The organism is Autumnicola tepida (assembly GCF_031846485.1).
GTDB lineage: Bacteria > Bacteroidota > Bacteroidia > Flavobacteriales > Flavobacteriaceae > Autumnicola > Autumnicola tepida.
On the sequence record NZ_JAVRHQ010000015.1, the window covers coordinates 30,630 to 53,019 of the forward strand.

The 22,390-nt window shown below is 41.8% G+C and carries 19 protein-coding genes; 12 read left to right on the top strand and 7 right to left on the bottom strand.

Going from position 1 to position 22,390, the window contains the following annotated elements:
• Positions 1-28: 28 nt before the first annotated feature.
• On the bottom strand, positions 29-496 hold the full coding sequence (locus RM553_RS12480; RefSeq protein WP_311535270.1) for an exosortase F system-associated membrane protein: 468 nt from the start codon (positions 494-496) through the stop codon (positions 29-31).
• The gene (gene xrtF, locus RM553_RS12485; RefSeq protein ID WP_311535271.1) at positions 493-1,038 is read right to left on the bottom strand and encodes an exosortase family protein XrtF; all 546 of its coding nucleotides are present in this window, start codon (positions 1,036-1,038) and stop codon (positions 493-495) included. Before xrtF ends, RM553_RS12480 begins: the two co-directional genes overlap by 4 nt.
• An 89-nt stretch (positions 1,039-1,127) precedes the next feature.
• Here xrtF and RM553_RS12490 point away from each other — a divergent pair, with 89 nt between their 5' ends.
• Positions 1,128-1,595: a GAF domain-containing protein gene (locus tag RM553_RS12490; protein WP_311535272.1), complete on the top strand. Its 468-nt coding sequence runs from the start codon at positions 1,128-1,130 to the stop codon at positions 1,593-1,595.
• Positions 1,596-1,967: 372 nt separating this feature from the next.
• Here RM553_RS12490 and RM553_RS12495 read toward each other — a convergent pair whose 3' ends face one another.
• Positions 1,968-3,221 carry an ABC transporter permease gene (locus RM553_RS12495; RefSeq protein ID WP_311535273.1) on the bottom strand — a complete coding sequence of 418 codons (1,254 nt, stop codon included), beginning with the start codon at positions 3,219-3,221 and terminating at the stop codon, positions 1,968-1,970.
• Positions 3,222-3,366: 145 nt separating this feature from the next.
• Here RM553_RS12495 and purH point away from each other — a divergent pair, with 145 nt between their 5' ends.
• The 6 genes from purH to rodA are packed head-to-tail and all read left to right on the top strand — an operon-like array spanning position 3,367 to position 10,416.
• Positions 3,367-4,899, top strand: a complete 1,533-nt coding sequence (gene purH, locus RM553_RS12500; protein ID WP_311535274.1) for a bifunctional phosphoribosylaminoimidazolecarboxamide formyltransferase/IMP cyclohydrolase — start codon at positions 3,367-3,369, stop codon at positions 4,897-4,899.
• Between the two features lie 39 nt (positions 4,900-4,938).
• Positions 4,939-5,967: a rod shape-determining protein gene (locus RM553_RS12505; RefSeq protein WP_311535275.1), complete on the top strand. Its 1,029-nt coding sequence runs from the start codon at positions 4,939-4,941 to the stop codon at positions 5,965-5,967.
• Between the two features lie 14 nt (positions 5,968-5,981).
• Positions 5,982-6,809 (top strand): rod shape-determining protein MreC, encoded by an 828-nt coding sequence (gene mreC, locus RM553_RS12510; protein ID WP_311535276.1) that lies wholly within the window; start codon positions 5,982-5,984, stop codon positions 6,807-6,809.
• Positions 6,802-7,308: a rod shape-determining protein MreD gene (locus RM553_RS12515; RefSeq protein ID WP_311535277.1), complete on the top strand. Its 507-nt coding sequence runs from the start codon at positions 6,802-6,804 to the stop codon at positions 7,306-7,308. The genes mreC and RM553_RS12515 overlap by 8 nt, the downstream gene beginning before the upstream one ends.
• The gene (mrdA, locus tag RM553_RS12520; protein ID WP_311535278.1) at positions 7,305-9,194 is read left to right on the top strand and encodes a penicillin-binding protein 2; all 1,890 of its coding nucleotides are present in this window, start codon (positions 7,305-7,307) and stop codon (positions 9,192-9,194) included. The genes RM553_RS12515 and mrdA overlap by 4 nt, the downstream gene beginning before the upstream one ends.
• On the top strand, positions 9,169-10,416 hold the full coding sequence (gene rodA / locus RM553_RS12525) for a rod shape-determining protein RodA (protein ID WP_311535351.1): 1,248 nt from the start codon (positions 9,169-9,171) through the stop codon (positions 10,414-10,416). The genes mrdA and rodA overlap by 26 nt, the downstream gene beginning before the upstream one ends.
• 479 nt (positions 10,417-10,895) lie before the next feature.
• On the opposite strand, the gene RM553_RS12530 is transcribed toward rodA, so the two are convergent.
• A complete protein-coding gene (locus RM553_RS12530; RefSeq protein ID WP_311535279.1) occupies positions 10,896-13,037 on the bottom strand; it encodes a carboxy terminal-processing peptidase in 2,142 nt (713 codons plus the stop codon).
• Positions 13,038-13,182: 145 nt separating this feature from the next.
• Between RM553_RS12530 and surE the strand changes: the two genes are divergently transcribed.
• From surE to RM553_RS12555, 5 genes are all read left to right on the top strand, one after another.
• The gene (gene surE / locus RM553_RS12535) at positions 13,183-13,965 is read left to right on the top strand and encodes a 5'/3'-nucleotidase SurE (protein ID WP_311535280.1); all 783 of its coding nucleotides are present in this window, start codon (positions 13,183-13,185) and stop codon (positions 13,963-13,965) included.
• Complete coding sequence (locus RM553_RS12540) at positions 13,958-14,242, top strand: hypothetical protein (RefSeq protein ID WP_311535281.1); 285 nt, start codon at positions 13,958-13,960, stop codon at positions 14,240-14,242. The genes surE and RM553_RS12540 overlap by 8 nt, the downstream gene beginning before the upstream one ends.
• An 18-nt stretch (positions 14,243-14,260) precedes the next feature.
• Positions 14,261-15,385 carry a lipid-A-disaccharide synthase gene (gene lpxB, locus RM553_RS12545; protein WP_311535282.1) on the top strand — a complete coding sequence of 375 codons (1,125 nt, stop codon included), beginning with the start codon at positions 14,261-14,263 and terminating at the stop codon, positions 15,383-15,385.
• Positions 15,357-15,965, top strand: a complete 609-nt coding sequence (locus RM553_RS12550; protein ID WP_311535283.1) for a C40 family peptidase — start codon at positions 15,357-15,359, stop codon at positions 15,963-15,965. The genes lpxB and RM553_RS12550 overlap by 29 nt, the downstream gene beginning before the upstream one ends.
• Positions 15,966-16,047: 82 nt before the next feature.
• On the top strand, positions 16,048-18,057 hold the full coding sequence (locus RM553_RS12555) for a ComEC/Rec2 family competence protein (RefSeq protein ID WP_311535284.1): 2,010 nt from the start codon (positions 16,048-16,050) through the stop codon (positions 18,055-18,057).
• A gap of 21 nt (positions 18,058-18,078) precedes the next feature.
• Here RM553_RS12555 and RM553_RS12560 read toward each other — a convergent pair whose 3' ends face one another.
• The 3 genes from RM553_RS12560 to RM553_RS12570 all read right to left on the bottom strand — a co-directional run bounded on the left by RM553_RS12560 (position 18,079) and on the right by RM553_RS12570 (position 22,383).
• Positions 18,079-18,621: a thioredoxin family protein gene (locus RM553_RS12560; protein ID WP_311535285.1), complete on the bottom strand. Its 543-nt coding sequence runs from the start codon at positions 18,619-18,621 to the stop codon at positions 18,079-18,081.
• A 68-nt stretch (positions 18,622-18,689) separates the two neighbouring features.
• Entirely contained in the window at positions 18,690-20,471 is a 1,782-nt protein-coding gene (locus RM553_RS12565) for a peptide MFS transporter (protein ID WP_432271464.1), read from the bottom strand.
• Complete coding sequence (locus RM553_RS12570; RefSeq protein ID WP_311535287.1) at positions 20,449-22,383, bottom strand: peptide MFS transporter; 1,935 nt, start codon at positions 22,381-22,383, stop codon at positions 20,449-20,451. The genes RM553_RS12565 and RM553_RS12570 overlap by 23 nt, the downstream gene beginning before the upstream one ends.
• Positions 22,384-22,390 lie beyond the last annotated feature (7 nt).

Below are 22,390 nucleotides of genomic sequence, written 5' to 3' on the forward strand. Positions count from 1 at the left end.
AAATTAGGCTAATGAACCATTATCTTCTTTAGTTTTCTTCGGAAAAGTTTTCATTTTTACCGGAATATGCCTTTCGCAGGCGATAATAATGAAATGCAGGGAGTAAGATGAGGATAAAGATTGGATGTATTAAAAATCGCCGAACGTAAAACAGGGCCAGATAATGCTCATATTCAATATTCAGCAGAAGAAAAACAAAAGCAAAACCTGCAACCAGCAGGAGAATTACATACAACAAAAAAGAAAATTTAATAATGCTCCTGTCTTCAAAAGCAACGTATAAAATGCCCAGCGATATAAGAGTATTCAGCAAAAACCTAAGAAAAACATTTAGCAGCAACAGCCAGAAATCGTATTCAGGAACCTGGTGGTGTAAATAATCTCTTTGATAAAATGCTATAAGCGGATCGTAGAAAAGCTCATTTTCAAACATGCGTATCAAAATGAGCAAAATTACCAGCACACCAATTCCCAATATTTTTTTAAAATACCTCATGATCCTGCTGCTTTAGAATAGATGCGCACCCAAATAAGCCACAGAATAAAAACAGTACCATAAATAACAAGCGGAAACATAATACTATGTAAAAAATCCGTGTACTGCGGCAATTCGTAAAGGGCAATAGCCAAAAGGGCAATTCTTACCACATTCATCGCATAAATTATCACGCTTCCCGCCAGGATGTACAGCAAAGTTGGTTTTGTCTTGGCAAAAAAAGAAAGAATAAAAGCAGCAAAAAGAATGATTATGCTGATGGAATTGCAACCTTCCACGATCCTGGCCAGGTAATAATCGTTTACAAAAAGCTTCATGGAAAGCTCTGTCTTATGCGGCAGCACTGCGCCATCATACCCGGAAGCGTCAATAAGCGCCTCGCTTTGTTCTCCTACCAGATGGGTAATAAAATCTGGCGGATATTCTTCTGAACGAAAGAATTTGAGGTAAGCGTTGTAAAACATCGAAAAAACAAAGTAACTCCCCAGAAACATAAACATGAACCGAAGCACCGCGCTGTATTTCCTAAATAAGTGAAGCAAAAATCCCTCCTGTTTTTAACAAATTTATACAAATAGAAAAGCTTGCCGACTATAAAAAATGAAATACTTTTGCAGAAAATATCAATCTTATGCCATTTCAAAAGTTAAAACCACAGGTAGAAGCCATTTTAGAAAATAAAAAACTTTCTGTTGAGCACCGCCTTACCCAGGTTTGTGAACTTTTACAGGAAAATGTTCCCTATTACGACTGGGTGGGGTTCTATTTTAAAAATGGCGACAGGGACGAGCTGAAATTGCACTCTTTTGCCGGCGAACCTACCGACCATACCATTATTCCCTTTGGAAAAGGCATTTGCGGGCAGGTTGCGGTTTCCAACAAGAATTTTGTGGTACCAGATGTAAAGGCGCAAAACAATTATATTGCCTGCAGCATTTATGTGAAGGCTGAAATTGTGGTGCCTTTATTCCTGAACGGCGAAAATATTGGACAGATTGATATCGATTCCCACACAGAAGATCCATTTTCCCATGAAGATGAAGTCTTCTTAGAATGGGTGAATAAAAAGGTAGCTGAAGTTTTGGAAGTCGGAAGTTAGAAGTTGGAAATATAAGTTTTCATTTTTATCTACTTACCACTTCTCCACTATTTTTTCTAATTCAGCTTGAGTCTTAAAATTTCCATCTTTAAAATCTTTTTCAGATTTTTTAATCCGACTCGTTAACTCTTCAATTGTAAAAGGCTTGAATTCAGCTTTATCACTCTCTGTTGTCCCTTTTAAAAGAATGGCTTCAATTGTAGCGAGAATACTTTCATCCTGAATTTGAGCGAGACAGAAGATTAGATTTAATTTTCGAGTTTGTAGATCAATAACAAAATTGTTTATTCAATTTCAAGAATCGGGAGAAAAATTTCCACTCCCCACTTTTCACAAATTCGTACTTCCCCCCTCATATTTCTTACTTCGAAATTACATTCCCGTTCTAATGGCTTCCACAGGATCCAGTTTTGAAGCGGAAATCGCCGGTATAATCCCTGAAATCAGCCCAATGATCGCCGAAACCGCCGTTCCAATTAAGATGTTAAGCGGGGAGAGGACAAATTCAAAATCACCGGTAAATTGTGAGGCAATCAAAGAAACAAGCCATACCAGGAACAAGCCAATAAGGCCTCCAATAACCGAGAGGATGATCGCTTCGAATAAAAACTGAGATAAGATAAATTTATTCTTTGCTCCAAGGGATTTCTGAATCCCGATAAGGTTGGTCCTTTCCTTTACGCTTACAAACATGATATTGGCAATTCCAAAGCCCCCAACCAGCAGTGAAAATCCGCTGATGATAAGGCCAATCATATTCAGCTGCCCGGTTATGGTATCTATAAAATCGGCAAAGCCCTGCACCTGGTTCACAAAAAAGCTGTTTACTTCTTCCGGTTTCAGGCCGCGGTAGTTGCGAAGCTGCTGCTCTGCCATAGCTACAAATTCATCGTCATCGGTCCCTTCTTCAGGTTTTAAGATAATCTGCCCGAAAATGTTTTCATTATTATCCCCAAAAATACGCCGGGTAAAATTAACCGGCACCATTACCTGGCCATCCCGGGAATTTCCCATAAGCCCCGCGCCCTGTTTTTCCAGCACCCCAATTACCGTGAGCCGGTGCCCGTACATACGCACCTGTTTCCCCAGCGGATTGGAATTCCCAAAGAGATTTTGGGCTATCTCATATCCAAGCACTAATACGGCCGCGCCACTGGCAGATTCGGCATCAGAATAAAACCTGCCTTCAGCAATTTCAAATTGTTCAATATCATAAAAACCATTAGTTACCGCCACCACACCAACGCCGGTACTGGTAATATCCTGGTATTTGATGGAAGCCTGCGGCACGCCCTGGGCAAAAGTGCCCGCCGCCACATTGGGCAGGCTCCTCATTAAATACTGGTATTCATCGTAGGACACATGGGGAAATTGCTGCCGCTTCCACTGCGGGATCTCACTAGGGCCAAAAGAATACTTCATGATAATCACCGTGCTGTTGTCTAAAGCGTTAAGGCTTCCCTTAACCTCGCGCTCCAGCGAATCTACCGCCGCAAGCACTGCAATTATGGAAAAAATACCTATGGTAACCCCCAGCAACGACAAAAATGTACGAAGCTTGTTGTTGCGCAGCGCATTCCATGCGAAAATGAAACTTTCTTTAAGAATTCGTAGATAAATCAGCATAGTGAAAATAGCCGGTTTTACAGGATTTAAAGATAAGACGCCGGCGGCAATTATTCGTTACAAAATTAATTGATAAATAAGAACAGCAGCTTTTAATTTTTTTAGGCGTTTTACTTACTTTTGCCACCTCAACAAACACAACGCAATGAGCAACTTAAAACAAGCTAAATCTGCTTTAATTTCCGTTTTCAGCAAAGACGGTTTGGCACCTATCGCAAAAAAACTTGACGAACTGGGGGTTACCATCTATTCCACTGGCGGAACCGAAAAATTTATCAAAGACCTGGGTATTGATGTGATTCCCGTTGAAGATGTCACCTCTTATCCTTCAATTTTGGGCGGAAGGGTAAAAACACTCCACCCCAAGGTTTTTGGCGGCATACTTAATCGACAGGAAAATGAAGGTGATGTAAGCGAGCTTGAAAAATATGAAATTCCCCAGATAGACATTGTGATTGTGGATTTATATCCTTTTGAAAAGACCGTGGTTTCGGGCGCTTCGGAACAGGATATTATTGAAAAAATAGATATTGGCGGGATTTCTTTAATTCGTGCCGCAGCCAAGAATTTTAAAGATGTGGTATGTGTTTCTTCTGTAGAAGATTACCAGGAATTCGAAAATCTGCTGAAGGAGAAAAATGGCGAAACCAGCATTGCCGACAGAAAAAGATTTGCGGCCAAAGCCTTTAATGTTTCTTCCCATTACGACACCGCGATTTTTAATTATTTTAACCAGGAAACCGAAATTCCCGCCTATAAAGAAAGCATCGGCACAGGCAAGCCCCTGCGTTACGGCGAGAACCCGCACCAGAAAGGAACTTTTTTTGGTGATTTTGACGCGGTTTTTGACAAGTTGCACGGCAAGGAACTTTCGTACAACAACCTGCTTGATGTAGACGCGGCGGTGAACCTGATGGGCGAATTTAAAAACGACGCGCCTACTTTTGCGATTTTGAAACATAATAACGCCTGCGGTCTCGCCCAAAGGGACAACATTCATCAGGCTTATATCGATGCCCTTGCAGGAGATCCGGTTTCAGCATTCGGCGGAATTCTTATCAGCAACGTGGAAATTGATAAAGCCACTGCTGAAGAAATCCACAAATTATTCTGTGAAGTGGTAATTGCCCCTTCCTTTTCTGCGGAAGCTGAAGAAATCCTGAAAGGAAAGAAAAACAGGATTTTACTTGTTCAGAAGGAGACAGAATTGCCGGAATCTCAGGTTAGAACCTGCCTTAACGGCGTTTTAGTCCAGGATAAAGACCTGAAAACCGATGCTGTTGAAGATTTAAAGTACGTTACAGATAATAAACCTACAGATGAGGAGTTATCTGACATGATATTTGCTTCCAAAATCTGCAAGCATACAAAATCGAACACTATCGTTTTAGCCAAAAACAAGCAACTATGCGCCAGCGGCACCGGGCAAACTTCCCGTGTAGATGCCCTGAGGCAGAGTATAGAAAAAGCCGGTTCCTTTAATTTTGACCTTAAAGGCGCGGTAATGGCAAGCGACGCGTTTTTCCCTTTCCCAGACTGTGTGGAAATAGCGGGAAATGCAGGGATAACTGCAGTAATACAGCCGGGCGGCTCTATAAAAGACCAGGACAGTATTGACTATTGCAGCAAAAATAATATTGCCATGGTGCTTACCGGAACGCGCCATTTTAAACATTAATTTTAGTACATTTACCAAACCTCAACACAGAATTATTATATGGGATTTTTCGACTTTCTCATTGAAGAAATAGCAATAGATTTAGGAACCGCGAACACCCTTATTATCCATAACGATAAGGTGGTGGTAGACAGTCCTTCCATTGTGGCCAGGGACAGGACTTCCGGAAAGATTACCGCGGTAGGGAAAGAAGCTGCGATGATGCAGGGTAAAACCCATGAAAATATAAAAACAATCCGCCCCCTTAAAGACGGGGTTATTGCCGATTTTGACGCGAGTGAGAAAATGCTCACCATGTTCATCAAGGAAATTCCGGCCCTGAAGAAAAAAATGTTCACTCCCGCCCTCAGAATGGTGATTTGCATCCCTTCCGGTATTACCGAGGTGGAAATGCGGGCGGTAAAGGAAAGCGCTGAACGCGTAAACGGGAAAGAGGTATATCTTATTCATGAGCCTATGGCTGCCGCAATTGGTATTGGTGTTGATATCATGCAGCCTAAAGGGAACATGATCGTGGATATAGGTGGCGGTACTACAGAAATTGCAGTGATTGCCCTGGGCGGTATAGTTTGCGATAAATCCATAAAAGTTGCGGGAGACGTTTTTACCAACGATATCGTGTATTACATGCGTACCCAGCATAACCTTTATGTAGGTGAACGTACTGCGGAAAAAATTAAAATCCAGATAGGTGCTGCCACTGAAGATTTAGAAGTTCCGCCGGAAGAAATGAGCGTGCAGGGACGGGACCTTTTAACCGGAAAGCCAAAACAGGTAAATATCTCTTACCGCGAAGTGGCAAAAGCGCTGGATAAATCTATTCTTCGTATTGAAGACGCGGTTATGGAAACCCTTTCCCAAACTCCGCCGGAACTTGCAGCCGATATTTACAATACCGGGATTTACCTTGCCGGCGGTGGTTCTATGTTAAGAGGCCTGGATAAAAGATTATCTCAAAAAACAGATTTACCAGTTTACATCGCTGAAGATCCGTTAAGAGCGGTTGTGAGAGGTACCGGAATAACTTTAAAGACATTAAACCGCTACAAGGGAGTTTTGATTAAGTAGGGAAAGAGCGTGTTATGCAGCAAATATTTAATTTTCTTATCCGGAATAAGAATAATATTCTATTCTTATTACTGCTGGCGCTGTCTATATTTCTTACCATTCAAACCCACTCTTTTCATAAAAGCAGGTTTATAAGCTCAGCCAATTTTGTAACCGGCGGGGTTTATAACTGGGCGAATAATTTTCAGACTTACCTTCATCTGGACGAATATAACGCGAGGTTGCTAGAAGAAAATAAAGAACTTCGCAATATCATCACCAACCTGAATGTGAAAGATACCGCAGTTGCCGGGGATCATTTAGATACCACCTCCTTTAGTGGAGATTATTATTTTAGGTCGGCAACGGTAATTAATAACAATTATTCCAAAGTAGACAACTACCTCACCATCAACAAAGGGGAAAACGATGGCATAGAACCCGAATTTGGCGTGGTGACCAGCAAGGGAATTATCGGGATTGTAGACCGGGTAAATGACCATTTTTCCAGGGTGATCTCCATATTAAACAGCCGCTCCAAAATAAATGCCCAGCTGAGTAAAACCAATCATTTTGGGAGCCTGGTATGGAATGGCAAAGATCCCAACGTGGTGCAGCTTATTGATGTGCCAAGGCAGGCACCGCTGCAACAGGGGGATACTATTATTACCGGAGGGCGCTCACTTATTTTCCCAAAAGGTTTGCCCATTGGAAGTATTAAAGATTTTAGCCTGGACCCTACACAAAGCTATTATACCATAAACATCAACCTCTTTAATGATATGACTAATATTGGCTACGTTTATATTATTGAAAATGTAAATCGCGAGGAGATTGAATCTCTTGAAGACCTAGATGAATAGCAGTATTTTTTCAAATATCGCCCGTTTTATAGGACTGGTTTTCCTCCAGGTGCTGGTATTGAACAACATCAATTTCCTGGGTTATATCAATCCTTATTTATATTTTCTATTTGTATTGCTGTACCCGTTTAACTCTAACAGGAGCCTGTTTTTGTTCCTGGCCTTCCTGCTTGGCATAAGTATTGATCTTTTTGAAGACAGTGGCGGCATTCATGCCGCGGCCTGTTTGGTGGCCGCTTTTGTAAGGCCGCATTTTTTAAGATTTTCCTTTGGAATTAGTTACGATCATCAAACCTTACGGCTTGCAGCAACTCCATTTGGGGCACGGCTGAGCTATATTTTTTTAATGGTAATGGTGCATCATTTTATCCTTTTTTCTTTGGAAATGTTTAGCTTTAGCCATATACTTTTAATTCTGAAAAAGACATTGTTTTCAGGCATTTTCACCATAATACTGGTCTTTTTAAGCCTTGCGTTATTCAGTAAAAAATACAGATGAGAAGAATACTCCTTTACATTTTAATTCTTACTACGGGAATTGCATTTCTTGGACGCCTTTTTTATTTGCAGGTTATAGACACTTCATTTGCCGTAAGATCGCAGAACAATGCCATTAAGGTGGTTTACGATTATCCGCAGCGGGGTTATATATACGACCGCAATGGGGAGCTGATGGTCTCCAATCAGCCTTCGTACGACGTAATGGTTATTCCACGTAACCTGAAGCCTTTCGATACTCTTGAATTTTGTAAAATCCTGAGTTTAACACCTAAAGAACTGGGCAAAAAGCTGGATAAAGCAAAAATATATTCGCCCATGTTGCCTTCAGTGGTTATTCCGCAGCTCACCAAAAGCGAATATGCCATTCTTCAGGAGAAAATGAGGAAATACGAAGGCTTTTATATTCAGAAGAGGTCTTTACGTGACTATCAGGTAAACCACAGCTCAAATGTACTGGGGTATATAGCTGAAGTGAACCAGCATATCGTGAACTCCAACCCCTACTACATTTCCGGAGATTTAATAGGCCGTGCTGGGGTGGAGAGTTATTATGAAGATACTCTGCGCGGAGTTAAAGGGGTAAAATATATTCAGAAGGACCGTTTTAATAGGGATATTGGCCCTTATAAGGACGGCATTTACGACACGCTCCCCGAAAAAGGCAAAGATATCACCATAACTATAGATGTCGCCTTACAGGCCTACGGCACAAAACTCATGCAGGGCAAAAGAGGCGGGATTGTGGCTATAGAACCCGGAAGTGGTGAAATTTTATCTTTGATAACCGCCCCCACTTATGACCCTGCAAAACTTGTGGGCCGCAAACGTTCTGCAAATTTTACCGAACTTTACTACGACACCATCGCAAAGCCGCTTTATGACCGCGGGCTCCTGGCAGAATACCCTCCGGGATCGCCATTTAAAACACTTAACGCGCTTATTGGCCTCCAGGAAGGGGTGGTAGATACCGATGATGCCTTTAGCTGCCACCACGGCTACAGCTATGGCCGCGGAAGGAAGCTTGGCTGTCACTCTCATTCGAGTCCGCTGGCGATGATTCCCGGCATTGCGCAATCCTGCAACTCTTACTTCGCTCAGGTTTACCGCAAGATCATCGAAAAATATCCTACACCACAGGAAGGTATAGACGCCTGGAATGCGCACCTTAAAAGCTTTGGCCTCGGCGATTACCTTGGATCTGATTTAAGCACAGGCCGGCCCGGGAAAATCCCCAATTCCAACTACTATAACCAGATTTACGATTATCCCACTTATAAATGGTATGCCACTGCAACGCTTTCTAATGCGATTGGCCAGGGGGAAGTGCTAATGACCCCCGTACAACTGGCAAATATGGCTGCTACCATTGGAAACCGGGGCTGGTATTATACTCCCCACATCCTTAAAAAAGTAGAAGGTAAAGATATTGAAGATGAAAAATATACTACAAAAAACATCACCTCGATAGATGCCCAAAATTTTGAACCTGTTGTAGAAGGAATGCACCAGGTGTATAAAAATGGTACAGCCTCCAGCCTTCAAATCCCGGGGATAGAAATTGCAGGAAAAACGGGAACAGCAGAAAACTTTACCAAAGTGAACGGTAAAAGGGCTCAGCTTACAGACCATTCCATTTTTGTGGCCTTCGCTCCTGTAGACAATCCAAAAATCGCCATTGCCGTTTTTGTGGAGAACGGTTACTGGGGAAGCCGTTATGCAGGCAGGATTGCCAGCCTTATGATTGAAAAATACCTGAAGGGCACCATTACAAGGACCGATTTAGAGGAGTGGGTGCTAAACCACAGCCTTGAAGAAGAGTACAAAAAACCGCTGCAGGACGAACCTTTTTTAATAAATGATGGCAAGAAGTACGGCTGGCTTTGATTGGCTAACGATTTTTATTTACGTAATACTGGTTTTTTTTGGCTGGGCCAATATTTACTCGGCTTCCCTGGGTGATGCCGCAAGTTCTTATTTTGACCTGGACCAGGTCTATGGAAAACAGGGCCTGTGGATTGTCCTTAGCTTTTTGCTTATCATTATTGTGCTCTCCATAGAAGCTAAGTTCTACCAGCGCTTTTCCAGCGTAATTTATATTATCTCCCTGCTCTCTTTAGCAGGGCTTTATGTATTCGGAAAAACCATTTCGGGGGCAACCTCCTGGTACTCTTTTGGCGGCCTGAGCATTCAGCCCTCTGAATTTGCCAAAATGGCCACTGCCCTTGCCCTTGCAAAATACCTGAGTGATATCCAAACCAATATCGGGAAGCTAAGCCATCAGTTTAAAGCTTTTATCATTATTGCCCTTCCGGCCCTTCTTATTGTACCCCAGCCTGATCCCGGAAGCGCCCTGGTTTATGCAGCCTTCTTTTTTCCATTATACCGCGAAGGCCTTTCCGCACTGTACCTCATCATAGGATTTTCCGGAGTAGCAGTATTTATCCTCACATTGCTGGCAGGGCCTGTTTGGGTAAGTATAGGAGCTGTGATTCTAGGACTCGCCCTTATATTTATGAAAAAAAGGCGCCGGCCAAACCGCTTTATTATCACAAGCCTTATGGCACTTGCCATTGGCTTATCCTTTTCTGTAAATTATATATTTGAAAACATTTTTGAACAGCGCCACCGGGACCGCTTTAATATTGTACTGGGAAAGGAAGTGGATTCCCGCGGAATTGGCTATAACACCAACCAAAGCGAAATTGCCATTGGCAGCGGCGGCTGGCTTGGCAAAGGCTGGACCGAAGGTACGCAGACTAAAGGCCATTTTGTTCCTGAACAGCATACAGACTATATCTTTAGTACGGTGGGGGAAGAATGGGGCTTTGTAGGCAGCGCACTGGTGGTGATCCTTTTTGTGATGCTCCTCCTGCGCCTAATTGTTCTCGCGGAAAGACAAAAAACACAGTTTAACCGTATTTACGGATACAGCGTGATTGGCATTATGTTTATCCACTTTCTGGTAAATATTGGGATGGTAATTGGAGTATTTCCCACCGTGGGGATTCCGTTGCCGTTTTTTAGTTACGGAGGCTCGGGCTTATGGGGTTTTACCGTCCTGCTCTTTATCTTCATTAAGCTGGACTCCGAAAGAATGTCGTTTTAAATTTTTAAACAATCAGATGTAACTGTGGAGAGGGCATTCTTCTCCAAATTTACTTCCTCATACTATTTCTTAGAACCAGTTCGCGTTAGTAATTATCCTGAGATTTCTGCCTGTAATTCTTTCGTGTTGTTGAACATAAAGCATTTTCCTGATTAGGGCGCGCCCTCCGGGCCGGGCTATACGCGCTACATGGTAGCCGCTCCTATCCCTCGCGCAGGTATTTTTGTTAATGTGTGATATTAATAAAAACTCTATGTCTAACTCATTATCCATAATTTTTAAGATCCTGTAGCTCCCTGGATAAGAAGGATAGTCATACTTCAATCTTCACTTATCCGCACTGCTCCACAACTAAAAGCAATGCCGCAACCAGCAAAATTATTACCGGATAAATAAATTTCCTTTTCATAAAGAATTCAGTTAAAAAATTAGCGCCCCGATTACTCAGGGCGCTTTATATAATAAGTATAGAATATTATTTAATCTTTTATGTTTGCGTATTTAGACTTTGACTTGTTGATGTTATTCATCTTCATGTCTGCAAGTACATTTATGGCTTCTTCCATATACACGTCACTGCTAAGGCTCTTATGCCACCTATCCCTTTTTTCTTTCAAAGTAGAGTCGGTCTCAAATTCTTTCTCTTCATAAGGAAGGGAAGTGAAAGAAAGGTGAGTATCATAATCTTTAAGAGAATCAAAACGCTTGGCGCGCTCGGTTTGTTCTTCCACATTGGCGGAATATTCATCATAATTTAATGAATAATCATTGTCTTCACTCTGATTTTTGATCCACTGCGCGTTTTCCTCTATCAGTTTTAGTTGTGCATTTTGGCTCATACGCTCTTTACTGCTGGCTATGGCCTCATCAAAATCTACATAACCGTCCCAAACATCATATTTGGCAGGATCTATTTTATCCCATGGCAGCGGGTTTTCCTGGTCTTTTTCACCTATATCCACAAAGCTATAACGGTCTGGCACCACCACATCACTCTTCACTCCTTCAAGTTGTGTTGAACCACCATTTACTCTATAAAACTTTTGGGTGGTTAATTTAAGTGCTCCGAGATCACCATATTCGTTATTTCTAAGCCACCGGTTAAGGTCGATCACATTCTGAACGGTACCTTTACCATAGGTTTGCTTACTACCAATAATAATCGCCCTTTTATAATCCTGCATTGCAGCAGCAAGAATTTCTGAAGCGGAAGCTGAAAGTTCATTTACCAGGATTACCAGCGGGCCATCCCAAAGCACTTCAGGATCTTCATCTTTAAGCACTTCTTTTCTTTGTCCGTTAGATTTCACCTGAACCACCGGCCCTTCTTCAATAAACAATCCTGCAATATCCACAACGGTCTTAAGGGATCCACCACCATTGTTCCTAAGGTCCAGTACAAGGCCCTGCATGTTTTGTTCTTTCAGGCGGATAATGTCTTTTTTGATATCTGAAGCCGCATTACGCTCTTCATAATCTTCCATATTAAAGTAAAATTTTGGCAGATTAATTATTCCATATTTCTTACCGTCTTTTTCCACCATAGAGGTTTTAGCGTACGTTTCTTCAATTTCCACCACATCCCGGGTTATGGTTACCTCTTCAATATTTCCCATCAGTTTCTTACGGACAGTAAGAGTAACCTGCGTTCCTTTTGGGCCTTTAATTAAATCAACCGCATCGTTAAGCCTCATGCCCACAATGCTCACGGCATCATCTTCATCTTCCTGTTTTACCTTCAGAATTTCATCTCCTTCATCCAGTTCTTCACTTCTCCAGGCCGGACCGCCGGAAATTACTTCAGTAATGGTGATGTTATCGCTTTTTTTCTGAAGCCTCGCTCCAATCCCTTCCAGCTTACCAGACATGGCAATATCGAAACGATCCTTGTCCTGTGGCGCAAAATAGAAGGTATGTGGATCAAATTCTTCCACAATAGAATTGATGTAAACCGAAAAATAATCTTCTCTTTCCAGATCATCGGTAAAATCGTAATATTCATCCAATGTTCCCAAAGTTGTTTCTCTGGCTTGTTTTTCAAGTTCTGTATCAGATTTGATCTCGTAATCAGGATCATTATCTTTTTTAGCTTCTTCCTGGTCTTTCAGGTCACGGTATGTTACCAAAGTAGAGAACTTGAGCTGCTTTCTCCAACGCTCCTTCATTTCTTCTTTGGAAGACACATAATCCAGGTCGTCATAATCTGTATTAATACTTTCTTTTTTGCTGAAATCAAAAGGCTCTGCAAGCAAATCCTTGTACATCGCCCTGGTCTCTTCCATTCGTTTGTTTAGGGTAGAATAAGCAAGGTCAAAAAATTCTATCTCCTTGTTCTGGATCTGGTCATCGATCTTATCCTTGTATTTACTGAATTTTTCTACATCGCTGGCATAAAGAAACCGCTTGGACGGATCCAGGGCTTCCAAAAAATCTCCATAAACATTGGCAGAAAATTCGTCGTTAATTTCTTTTGCATCATAATGCCCCTGGTTAAGGACATAAGTAATTAGATCTATTAAAAGCTTATCTTTATTTGGATCTTCAAACTTTTTGGTCGTAAAACTACATGCCGATGCCGCCATCACCATCAGCATTATTAGTATTTTAAAATTTCTTTTCATAAACTTCATAAGTTTCATCATTATTCTTCTCCCAAATACATTAAAAATTATGCCAACCTTGGAGAGGCACTGCATTTTTTGTTAAAGCACTAAGATAAGCTTTCCTTCGGAAATTACTATTTTAGCCCGTGTAAAATAATTTGATATGCCGAAAGAAAAACCCCTGATCCTGGTAACCAATGATGATGGCATCACAGCACCCGGAATCAGGGCACTGCTGGAAGTAATGAAAGAGTTGGGCGAGGTGGTAATTGTGGCCCCCGACAGCCCGCAAAGCGGAATGGGACATGCCATTACCATTAGCGACACTCTTTTCTGTGAGCCGGTAACCATCAAAAAGAATTATAAACACAAAGAATACAGTTGTTCTGGCACCCCGGCCGATTGTGTAAAAATTGCCACCCAGGAAATTCTGCACCGCAAGCCAGATCTTTGTGTTAGCGGGATAAACCACGGCTCCAATTCTTCTATAAATGTAATTTATTCCGGGACTATGAGTGCCGCAGTAGAAGCGGGAATAGAAGGAATACCGGCTATAGGTTTTTCACTGCTGGACTATTCCCTTACTGCCGACTTTGAGCCTTCTAAAAAATACGTCAAGAAAATCACCCAGGATGTACTGAAAAACGGGCTTCCAAAAGGCGTGGTTCTTAATGTAAATTTACCAAAGTTACCGGCATCTAAAATTAAGGGCATAAAAGTTTGCCGGCAGGCAAATGCCCACTGGGAAGAAGAGTTCGACAAAAGAACAAATCCCCAGGGACGGGACTATTTTTGGCTTACCGGTAAATTTGTAAATAAAGATGAAGGTGAGGATACCGACGAATGGGCTTTGAAAAACGGCTATGTTTCGGTAGTACCGGTACAATTTGACCTTACCGCCCATCAGTTTATCAGGGAGTTAAACAGTAGGGGCCTAAATGAATAAGCAGGATGTTTTTATAGGATTTTTAGTAGGAATTGCAGCCAATATTTCTGGCATCTTCCTCTACATTTCCATATTTTCAGAGTTAAATATAGATGACACCCTGCAGGATGCGGTGAAGAATGGCTACCTGGGTAAACTTATAGCGTTGGGCGGGATTTTGAATTTTATACCATTTTTTGTTTTTCTGAAGAAAAAAGAAAACTCACATGCCAGGGGAGTTTTAATGGCCACAATTGTAGCGGCAGTAGCCGTTGGCATCTATAAAGTCCTGGGTTAAAAACAAAACTTCTACAGTTTGAAATATTATATTATTGCAGGAGAAGCTTCGGGAGACCTTCACGCCTCCAACCTTATGAAGGCCTTGAAGAAGACGGACGAAAATGCCCAATTTCGCTACTGGGGCGGCGACCTTATGCAGCAACAGGGAGGCGAGCTGGTAAAACATTACCGCAACCTGGCCTTTATGGGCTTTGTGGAAGTCCTGCTTAACCTGCGTACCATCCTCAATAATATTTCATTTTGTAAAAAAGACATCCTTTCCTTCCGGCCAGACATTCTTATTTTTGTAGACTATCCCGGCTTTAACCTTCGTATCGCCAAATGGGCGAAAAAGGAAGGTATTCCCACGCATTTTTATATCTCGCCTCAAATTTGGGCCTGGAAAGAAAACAGGATTAAAGATATAAAGCGGAATATTGATAAAATGTATGTTATTCTGCCTTTTGAGAAAGAATTTTATCAAGATAAACACCAGTTTCCGGTCCATTTTGTAGGGCATCCGCTTATTGATGCCATCGCAGAAAAGAGACAAATTCCCACTGAAGATTTTAAAAAAGAATTCAGCCTGGACCAAAGGCCCATAATTGCGCTTTTACCCGGATCCCGAAAACAGGAAATTTCAAAAATGCTGGAAATAATGTTGAGCATTGTTGAAAATTATAAAGACTATCAATTTATAATTGCCGGCGCTCCAAGCCAGGAAAGGGAATTCTACCAGCAGTTCATTAAAAAAAGCAATGTACACCTGGTGATGAACCGCACTTACGATTTGTTGAGCCATGCCACCGCCGCGCTGGTAACCTCCGGAACGGCAACTTTAGAAACCGCACTTTTTAAAGTTCCTGAAGTGGTGTGCTACAAAGGCAGCTTTATTTCCTATCATATCGCTAAACGCATCATCAATTTAGATTATATTTCGCTGGTAAACCTCATCATGAAACGCGAGGTAGTGACAGAATTAATCCAGAACGACTTTAACAAAAAGAAACTAATTATTGAGCTGGATAAAATTCTTGATGATAAGCACCGGGAAAAAATGTTTGAGGATTATTATCTTTTGGAGCAGAAATTAGGCGGCACCGGTGCCAGCAAGAAAACAGCTGAACTTATTTATGAAAGCATCCACAAACCCAAGGATTGAACACCATTTTTTTCTAATCCATAATTTCTTTCCCAGGCCTTTTTTTAGCCCAAAGCTGCTAAATATATGCGCCTTTATTCTTTTTGCGATGCTGATTTCTTCCTGCGGCTCTTCAAAGTCCAGGGTATCAAGCCAGAGAAAAACAGTTTCTTCAGAAAAAAAGTTTAAAACCAATCCAGAGCTTAAACCTGAAGATAAAAGGGTTTATAAGGTAATTTCCAACGCGAAGAAATTTAAAGGCACCCGTTACAAATACGGTGGCACCACAAAAAGAGGAATGGACTGCTCCGGGCTTATTTATGTAGCCTACCTGGAGGAGGATATTCCGTTGCCGCGTACTTCCCGTGCGATGTCCCTGCAGGGAAAAAGACTTTATCTTGAAGAAGTTACCGCGGGGGACCTGCTCTTTTTTGAAACCAATAAAAACAAAAAAGTGATTAACCACGTGGGACTGGTAATTGAAGTATTGCCAGATGAAGTTATTTTTATCCATTCTACCACTTCCAGGGGTGTAATAATTTCTTCGCTTTCAGAAACTTACTGGCATAATAATTTCGTGATGGCGAGGCGGATAATATGATTTTTACTTATATTCAGCAGTAAATTCTACTGCTATAAAACTTCTTAATTTCACTTTAATCAAGCTGTGCCTGTTTTTTACAGTGGGAATAATTACAGCTTTTTACCTTTCCCCGGGCAAAGAATTTTTGACTTTTACGGCGGGAGCGGGATTCCTGGTTTTTCTAACTGCATTCTTCCGGGCTCAAAAGAATCTTTTTCAGGATGCCTTCTTCGGAATAGTGGCCTGCGGATTATTCTTCATAATAGGAATGGGCACGGTTTTTCTTCATTCCTCTGAAACTCAAGCCAATCATTATTTAAATACTGCTGAAGCCGAAGACACACCGGAATTACTTGAAATAAAAATAGATGAAGAGTTAAAACCAGGATTATATGCAGAAAAATATATTGGAAAGGTATTGGCCGGCTATGATTCGCTTAACAAGCAGTTACCCCGGAACATAAGTGGAAAACTGCTCTTGAATATTCAGAAGGATTCTGTATCTCATTTGCACATTGGTGACCATATTCTAGTGCCCTACCGGCTCTCTCCATTCTCGAAACCTCTAAATCCTTACCTATTTGACTACGGGAATTACATGAAGCAGTTAGGTGTAGAGAAACAGCTAAATCTTTCCGCAGAGGAATTTATTATCTTAAAAAGGGGAAAAACCGGTATAAAAACGTTTGCGGCGAGGCTAAGAGAAAAAAGTATAAAACGCCTGAGAAATTATTCCTTTTCAGCAGAAGAAATAGCAGTTATACAGGCGCTCATCCTGGGAAACCGCAGGAATATTTCCGCCGAAACCTATAAGAGTTATGCCGCTTCAGGAGCAGTTCATATACTCGCCGTTTCGGGATTACACGTAGGCATCATCCTGTTACTTCTAAACTGGCTCTTGAAACCATTGGAAATGTTGCCCAGGGGAAAATTTTTAAAATTGCTGATTAGCCTGCTTGGCCTTTGGAGCTATGCTCTTGTTGCCGGTTTATCCCCATCGGTAATAAGAGCGGTAAGCATGTTCTCTTTTTTAGCGATTGGAATGCAGATTAACAGGAGGACCAGCACCATGAATACTCTATTTATGTCCCTGCTGGTATTACTACTAATAAATCCTTTTTATATTTTGCAGGTAGGCTTTCAGCTAAGTTACCTGGCGGTTTTTGCCATTATTGCCATCCAGCCTAAATTATACGCTCTATTTCAGCCTAAAAGCGGACTGGCAGATTATTTTTGGAAGATCCTTAGCGTGAGTATAGCGGCCCAAATTGGAGTGCTGCCTTTAAGCCTGTTTTACTTTCACCAGTTCCCTGGATTATTCTTTATAACCAACCTGGTAATACTCCCTTTTTTAAGTATCATATTAGCCGGCGGAATTCTTATAGTTTTGCTGGCGCTCCTTGATATTTTGCCTGAAGTCTTCGCTAAATTCTATGGTTCCTGTATTTCATTAATGAACAATTTGGTCGATTATATTGCGGGGAAAGAGAGCTTCCTGTTTAGCGACATTTATTTCACCAAACCCATGGCCATAGTGGCATATCTGATCATTGTTACAGGCATTCTGCTTATTTACAACCAAAGGCCGAGAAATGTTTACCTGTTGCTCTCAGGAATTATAATTATTCAGCTTCTGCTTATACATGAAAACCTGGGAAATCAAACTTCAGAAATTATTATTTTTCATAAAAACAGGACTACGATGCTTGGGTTAAAAGATGCAAACCATCTTCAGGTCCTGAGTACAGATTCCCTTACCCCTGCTCAGGATCTTTTTTTAAAGGAATACCTGCGGAACGAAAGTATCGAAGAGTTGGAATATACTAACCTGAAAAACATTTACGCTGTACAGGGAAAGCGATTGCTGATTATTGACAGCACAGGAATTTACGATTTACCGGATCTCCACCCCAATATTGTATTGCTAAGCCATTCCCCGCGAATAAATTTAGACAGACTTTTGAATAAATTGAACCCAGAAATTATTATTGCAGACGGCAGCAACTTTAAAACTTATGTGCAAAGGTGGAAAAGAAGTGCCGAAGACAAAAAAATCCCTTTCCACTATACCGGTGAAAAGGGAGCTTTTCAATTAAAAGATTCCGATTAGGAAACCTTTCTTCATTAACACTTAATTTTTAAATTTCCCGACGAAGTTTTCGCGGTATTCAGAAAAAGCCGCCTGGCTCGTAAGCTTCTTATGATCGTCATTAGCGAACATTTTCAGGAATATCTCCAGTTGTTCCGGGGTTCTGTATCCTACAATAGGAGCAATTAAATCCCCATCTTCAGCAAAAAACACGATAGTCGGATATCCCGAAATCCTCATGGCACTTGCAAACTGATGTGTGCCATTTCTCCCTGTGCGCGAGGCATCGTAATTAGGATTAGTAAAGGTCATATCCTTATATTCAATTTTTTCAGGCCCTTCCGCATTAAATTTTACCGCGTAATAATGCTCATTTACATATTTTACTACGTCCTTATTAGCAAAGGTATTCCTGTCCAGTAACTTACATGGGCCACACCATGTGGTATAGGCATCCATGAAGATTTTTTTCGGGTGCTTCTTTTGAGCTTTAAGGGCTTCATTCATGGTCATCCATTTGATTTCCTGCGCCTGCACCATCCCTGCAGAGAGCAGCATCAAAAAAGCAATTATCCTAAACTTCATAAATTTTTTCCTCTCTAAAATCAAAAAGTATTCCTAAAATAATAACGTAGCCACAGGCGATTTATTATTTATTTAATGCCATGCATTAGCCTCTTTAAAACCGGATTCAACACAGCCACTAAAATACCACCAGCAACAGGCACAATGGTAAATATCAAAAAGAAGGTGGAAAGATCATATTCCTGTGTAACCTCTTCAATCATCCCTCCAAGAGAGCCGGCAAGTTTATTACCTATGGCAATGGCCAGGTACCACATCCCAAACATAAAGGCGATCATACGTGCCGGCACCAGCTTACTTACATAAGAAAGCCCCAGCGGCGAAAGACAAAGTTCTCCAAGGGTATGTAAAAGATAAGCCAGGATAAGCCAAATCATACTTACTTTGGCGCCTTCGGCGATTCCGCTGGACCCCCATGCAAGAAGTCCGAAGCCAAGTCCTAGTAATACCAGACCAAAGCAATACTTAAAAGCCGCCGAAGGATTGTATTTACTTTCCCACCATTTTGAAAAGAACGAAGCAAAAACTATGATGAAAAAAGAGTTGAGAATACTAAACCAGGAAACGGTTATTTCTGTGGTTTCTGCCGTAAACTCCCTTACAAGCATCCAGATTACCAGTCCCCAGATTCCGGCGAAACATAATCCCAGAACCAGATTTGAACCAGGTATCCTGCCAAAAGTCTGCTTCCACAGCAGGGATAATACCCATGTAATTATTGCCAGCGGCACTACTGTTAATATAGCATTCACCACATTAAAAATACTGGCAGCACTGCCTTCTAACACCCTGTCTACATTATCCCTCGCAAAAATAATAAGGGAAGAAGCTCCCTGTTCAAAAGCCATAAAAAAGAAGACCGTAAAGAATGCGAATATAATTACCGCTATTAAACGGTCCCGTACGATTTTAGTATACCTCGAGATCCGGGAAATTACAAGGACAAGAAAAAGAGCAAGTCCTATTAATGCCATTCCAATTGGGCCGGAAAAAGGTTCTCCCCGAAAATCGAACGGCATAACCACCGGAAAAAGGTTAATATCGGCAATCCTGGAAAGCGGATCATTTATAAGATAAATAAAACCAATCGCCGCCGAAGCCACCACCAAAATTTTATCAAAAAGCGTAAAGGGATTTGTTTTATGGGAAACTCCCTTGCTTTCCTCCTCTTGTTTGTGTTTTTCTTCCAGTTCCTTGTCTGGCACACCCCCTACTTTTCCAAAAAGCGGCTTTGCAAGCCAAAACTGAAGGGTACCCAATAACATGAAAATTCCGGCCAGACCAAAACCCCAGCTCCAGCCTATTTTTTCGGCTAAATATCCGCACAACATCATTCCAAAGAAAGCACCGGCATTAACACCCATGTAGAAAATGGTATATGCACCATCCTTTTTATCGGGCTTTCCTTCATACATTTCAGAAATAATAGAGGTGATGTTCGGCTTAAAAAAACCTGTACCAATAACCAGCAGTGCAAGGCCGAAGTAAAGTGAGAATTCCGTTTCCACCGCCATAAAGGCATGCCCCAAAGTCATAACCCCCGCCCCGATAATCACGGCACGGCGATAACCTGTAAATTTATCGGCAATAAGGCCACCTAAAATGGGTGTGAGATAAAGGAGGCCGGCGTAAGTTCCAAATAAAGCGCCGGCATTCTCGGCAGACCAGCCCCAGCCGGGGTTATCAACTCCCACAATGGCCATAGTGAGAAAATTCACCAGCAGCACCCGCATTCCGTAGAAAGAGAAACGCTCCCACATTTCAGTAAAAAAGAGAACAAAAAGCCCTGCGGGATGTCCCAGGACCTTGCTCTTAAAAAAATCTTCGTTAGCGTTTACGGTGTTTGTCATCTCCATCTTTGGTTATTTCTTCATCACCAAGTTCAAATTTTTCCTGCTGAGGCAAATCCGACTCATGGTCTTCCACTCCGTGGGTAAGCCTTTTCAGTGGCTTCAGCAGTAGTATTACTAAAAGACCAAATATTGAGGTGAAAATGGTAATTCCCCAGAAAGTTTTATATTCCATATCGGTTTGTACCTCTTCTACCACAAAGTTCCCACTATAACCACTCCTGTCTTCGGCTAACTTGAAGTCAATAAGCACGTGATAAGGATCTTGCGCGGTTACATTTTCCTCCTGAAGGGTTTCCACCACCTCGTTTGTCCTTTCTTCATTTTTAAACTGAATATATTCCAGAACCGGTTCATCAGACTGCATCTCCAAAACATGCAATTCTCCGTTTTCTTCATACACTCTCCCGGTTAATCTGAAATCTTGGTGATTTGAAACCACCGAATCATTTACCTGAAGGTTTTGAGCCATTTCCGAATCGGTAGCCACAAGATTCACCACCATAGGCTCTCCCTGGGAAAATTCACCAATCACACCGGCCACTTTATTCCCCAATCCCGTGGCAGCAAAGTATACCCCCATCATAAGGGAAGCATATTTTACCGGCGCAAGTTTAGTAATAAAAGAAAGTGCCACAGGAGAAGAACAAAGTTCCCCAATAGTATGAAGCAAATAAGCCAAAACCAGCCAATACATAGCCGACTTATGTTCGTAAGGAATATAATTACTTGCCGCCATGGCCATAAAAATAAAGCCAAGCCCCATAATAATCACTCCTGTTGCCATTTTAAAAATGGAAGAGGCTTCTTTGCTTTTAAGTTTTCTCCTTGCCCAGAAATTAGCTACAATCACTCCAAAAATAATGATGAAAAGCGCATTTAATGACTGGAACCAGGTTGCCGGCACTTCGTTTCCTATTAAAGGCAGGTTGAAAGGAATGGTCCTGTCTGTCTTATCCAGAGCGTATATGTTCATTAAACCACCGGCCTGTTCAAATGCTCCCCAGAAGACTACAACGAGTAAAAAGGAAAGGATCATTACCACATAGCGGTCCTTCATTACCTGGGAAGTAAGATCTTTGTAAACCATCAACATTAAAGCGGTTACCAGCGTAAGAAAAACATAAAGCAGCCCATATGGAAGGGATTCAAAGAAAAGGTAATAAAGCGACCCGAGCATCAAAATAGAGGTAATTACCAGTTGCAGGGGTGACTTCAACAGTTCTTTAAACATTCCGCCAAGTGAGGCGCCTTCATCACGTTCAGCCCTGGAAAGCAGGTTACCAACATTCCGCAGGTATTTTTGCCCCCACAGGTAAACCACCAGCCCAAGTGCCATGGCTATTCCCGCAAGGCCAAAGCCCCAGTGCCAGCCTACTTCCTCCCCCACGTATCCTACAATCAGACTGGAAAGGAAGGCTCCAAGGTTAATCCCTATATAAAATATTGTGAATCCCTTATCCCGGCGAATATCTCCTTCTTTGTAGAGGCCGCCCACCATTGTGGAAATATTAGGCTTCAGCATTCCTACTCCGGCAATAATAAGGGCCAACCCCAGATAAAAGGCCCACATTTCTTCAACAGCAAGTATCCCGTGGCCGGCCACCAGCACAATCCCGCCAATAAGCACGGTTTTCTTTTGCCCTAAAATCTTATCTGCTATTATTCCACCGGGAATTGAAGCTACATATACCAGCATGGTGTACCAGCCGTAAAGAGCGATTGCTTCCCCGCCTGTCCAGCCTAAACCGGCATTACCACCGGTAGTGGCACTTACCAGGTAAAGAACAAGAATAGCCCGCATCCCGTAGTAGGAGAAACGTTCCCACATTTCGGTAAAAAACAGGATGTATAAGCCAACCGGGTGTCCAAATAATTCCTTTTGTGGTGCCGGAGTTGTTGAATTTGCCATTTATTTT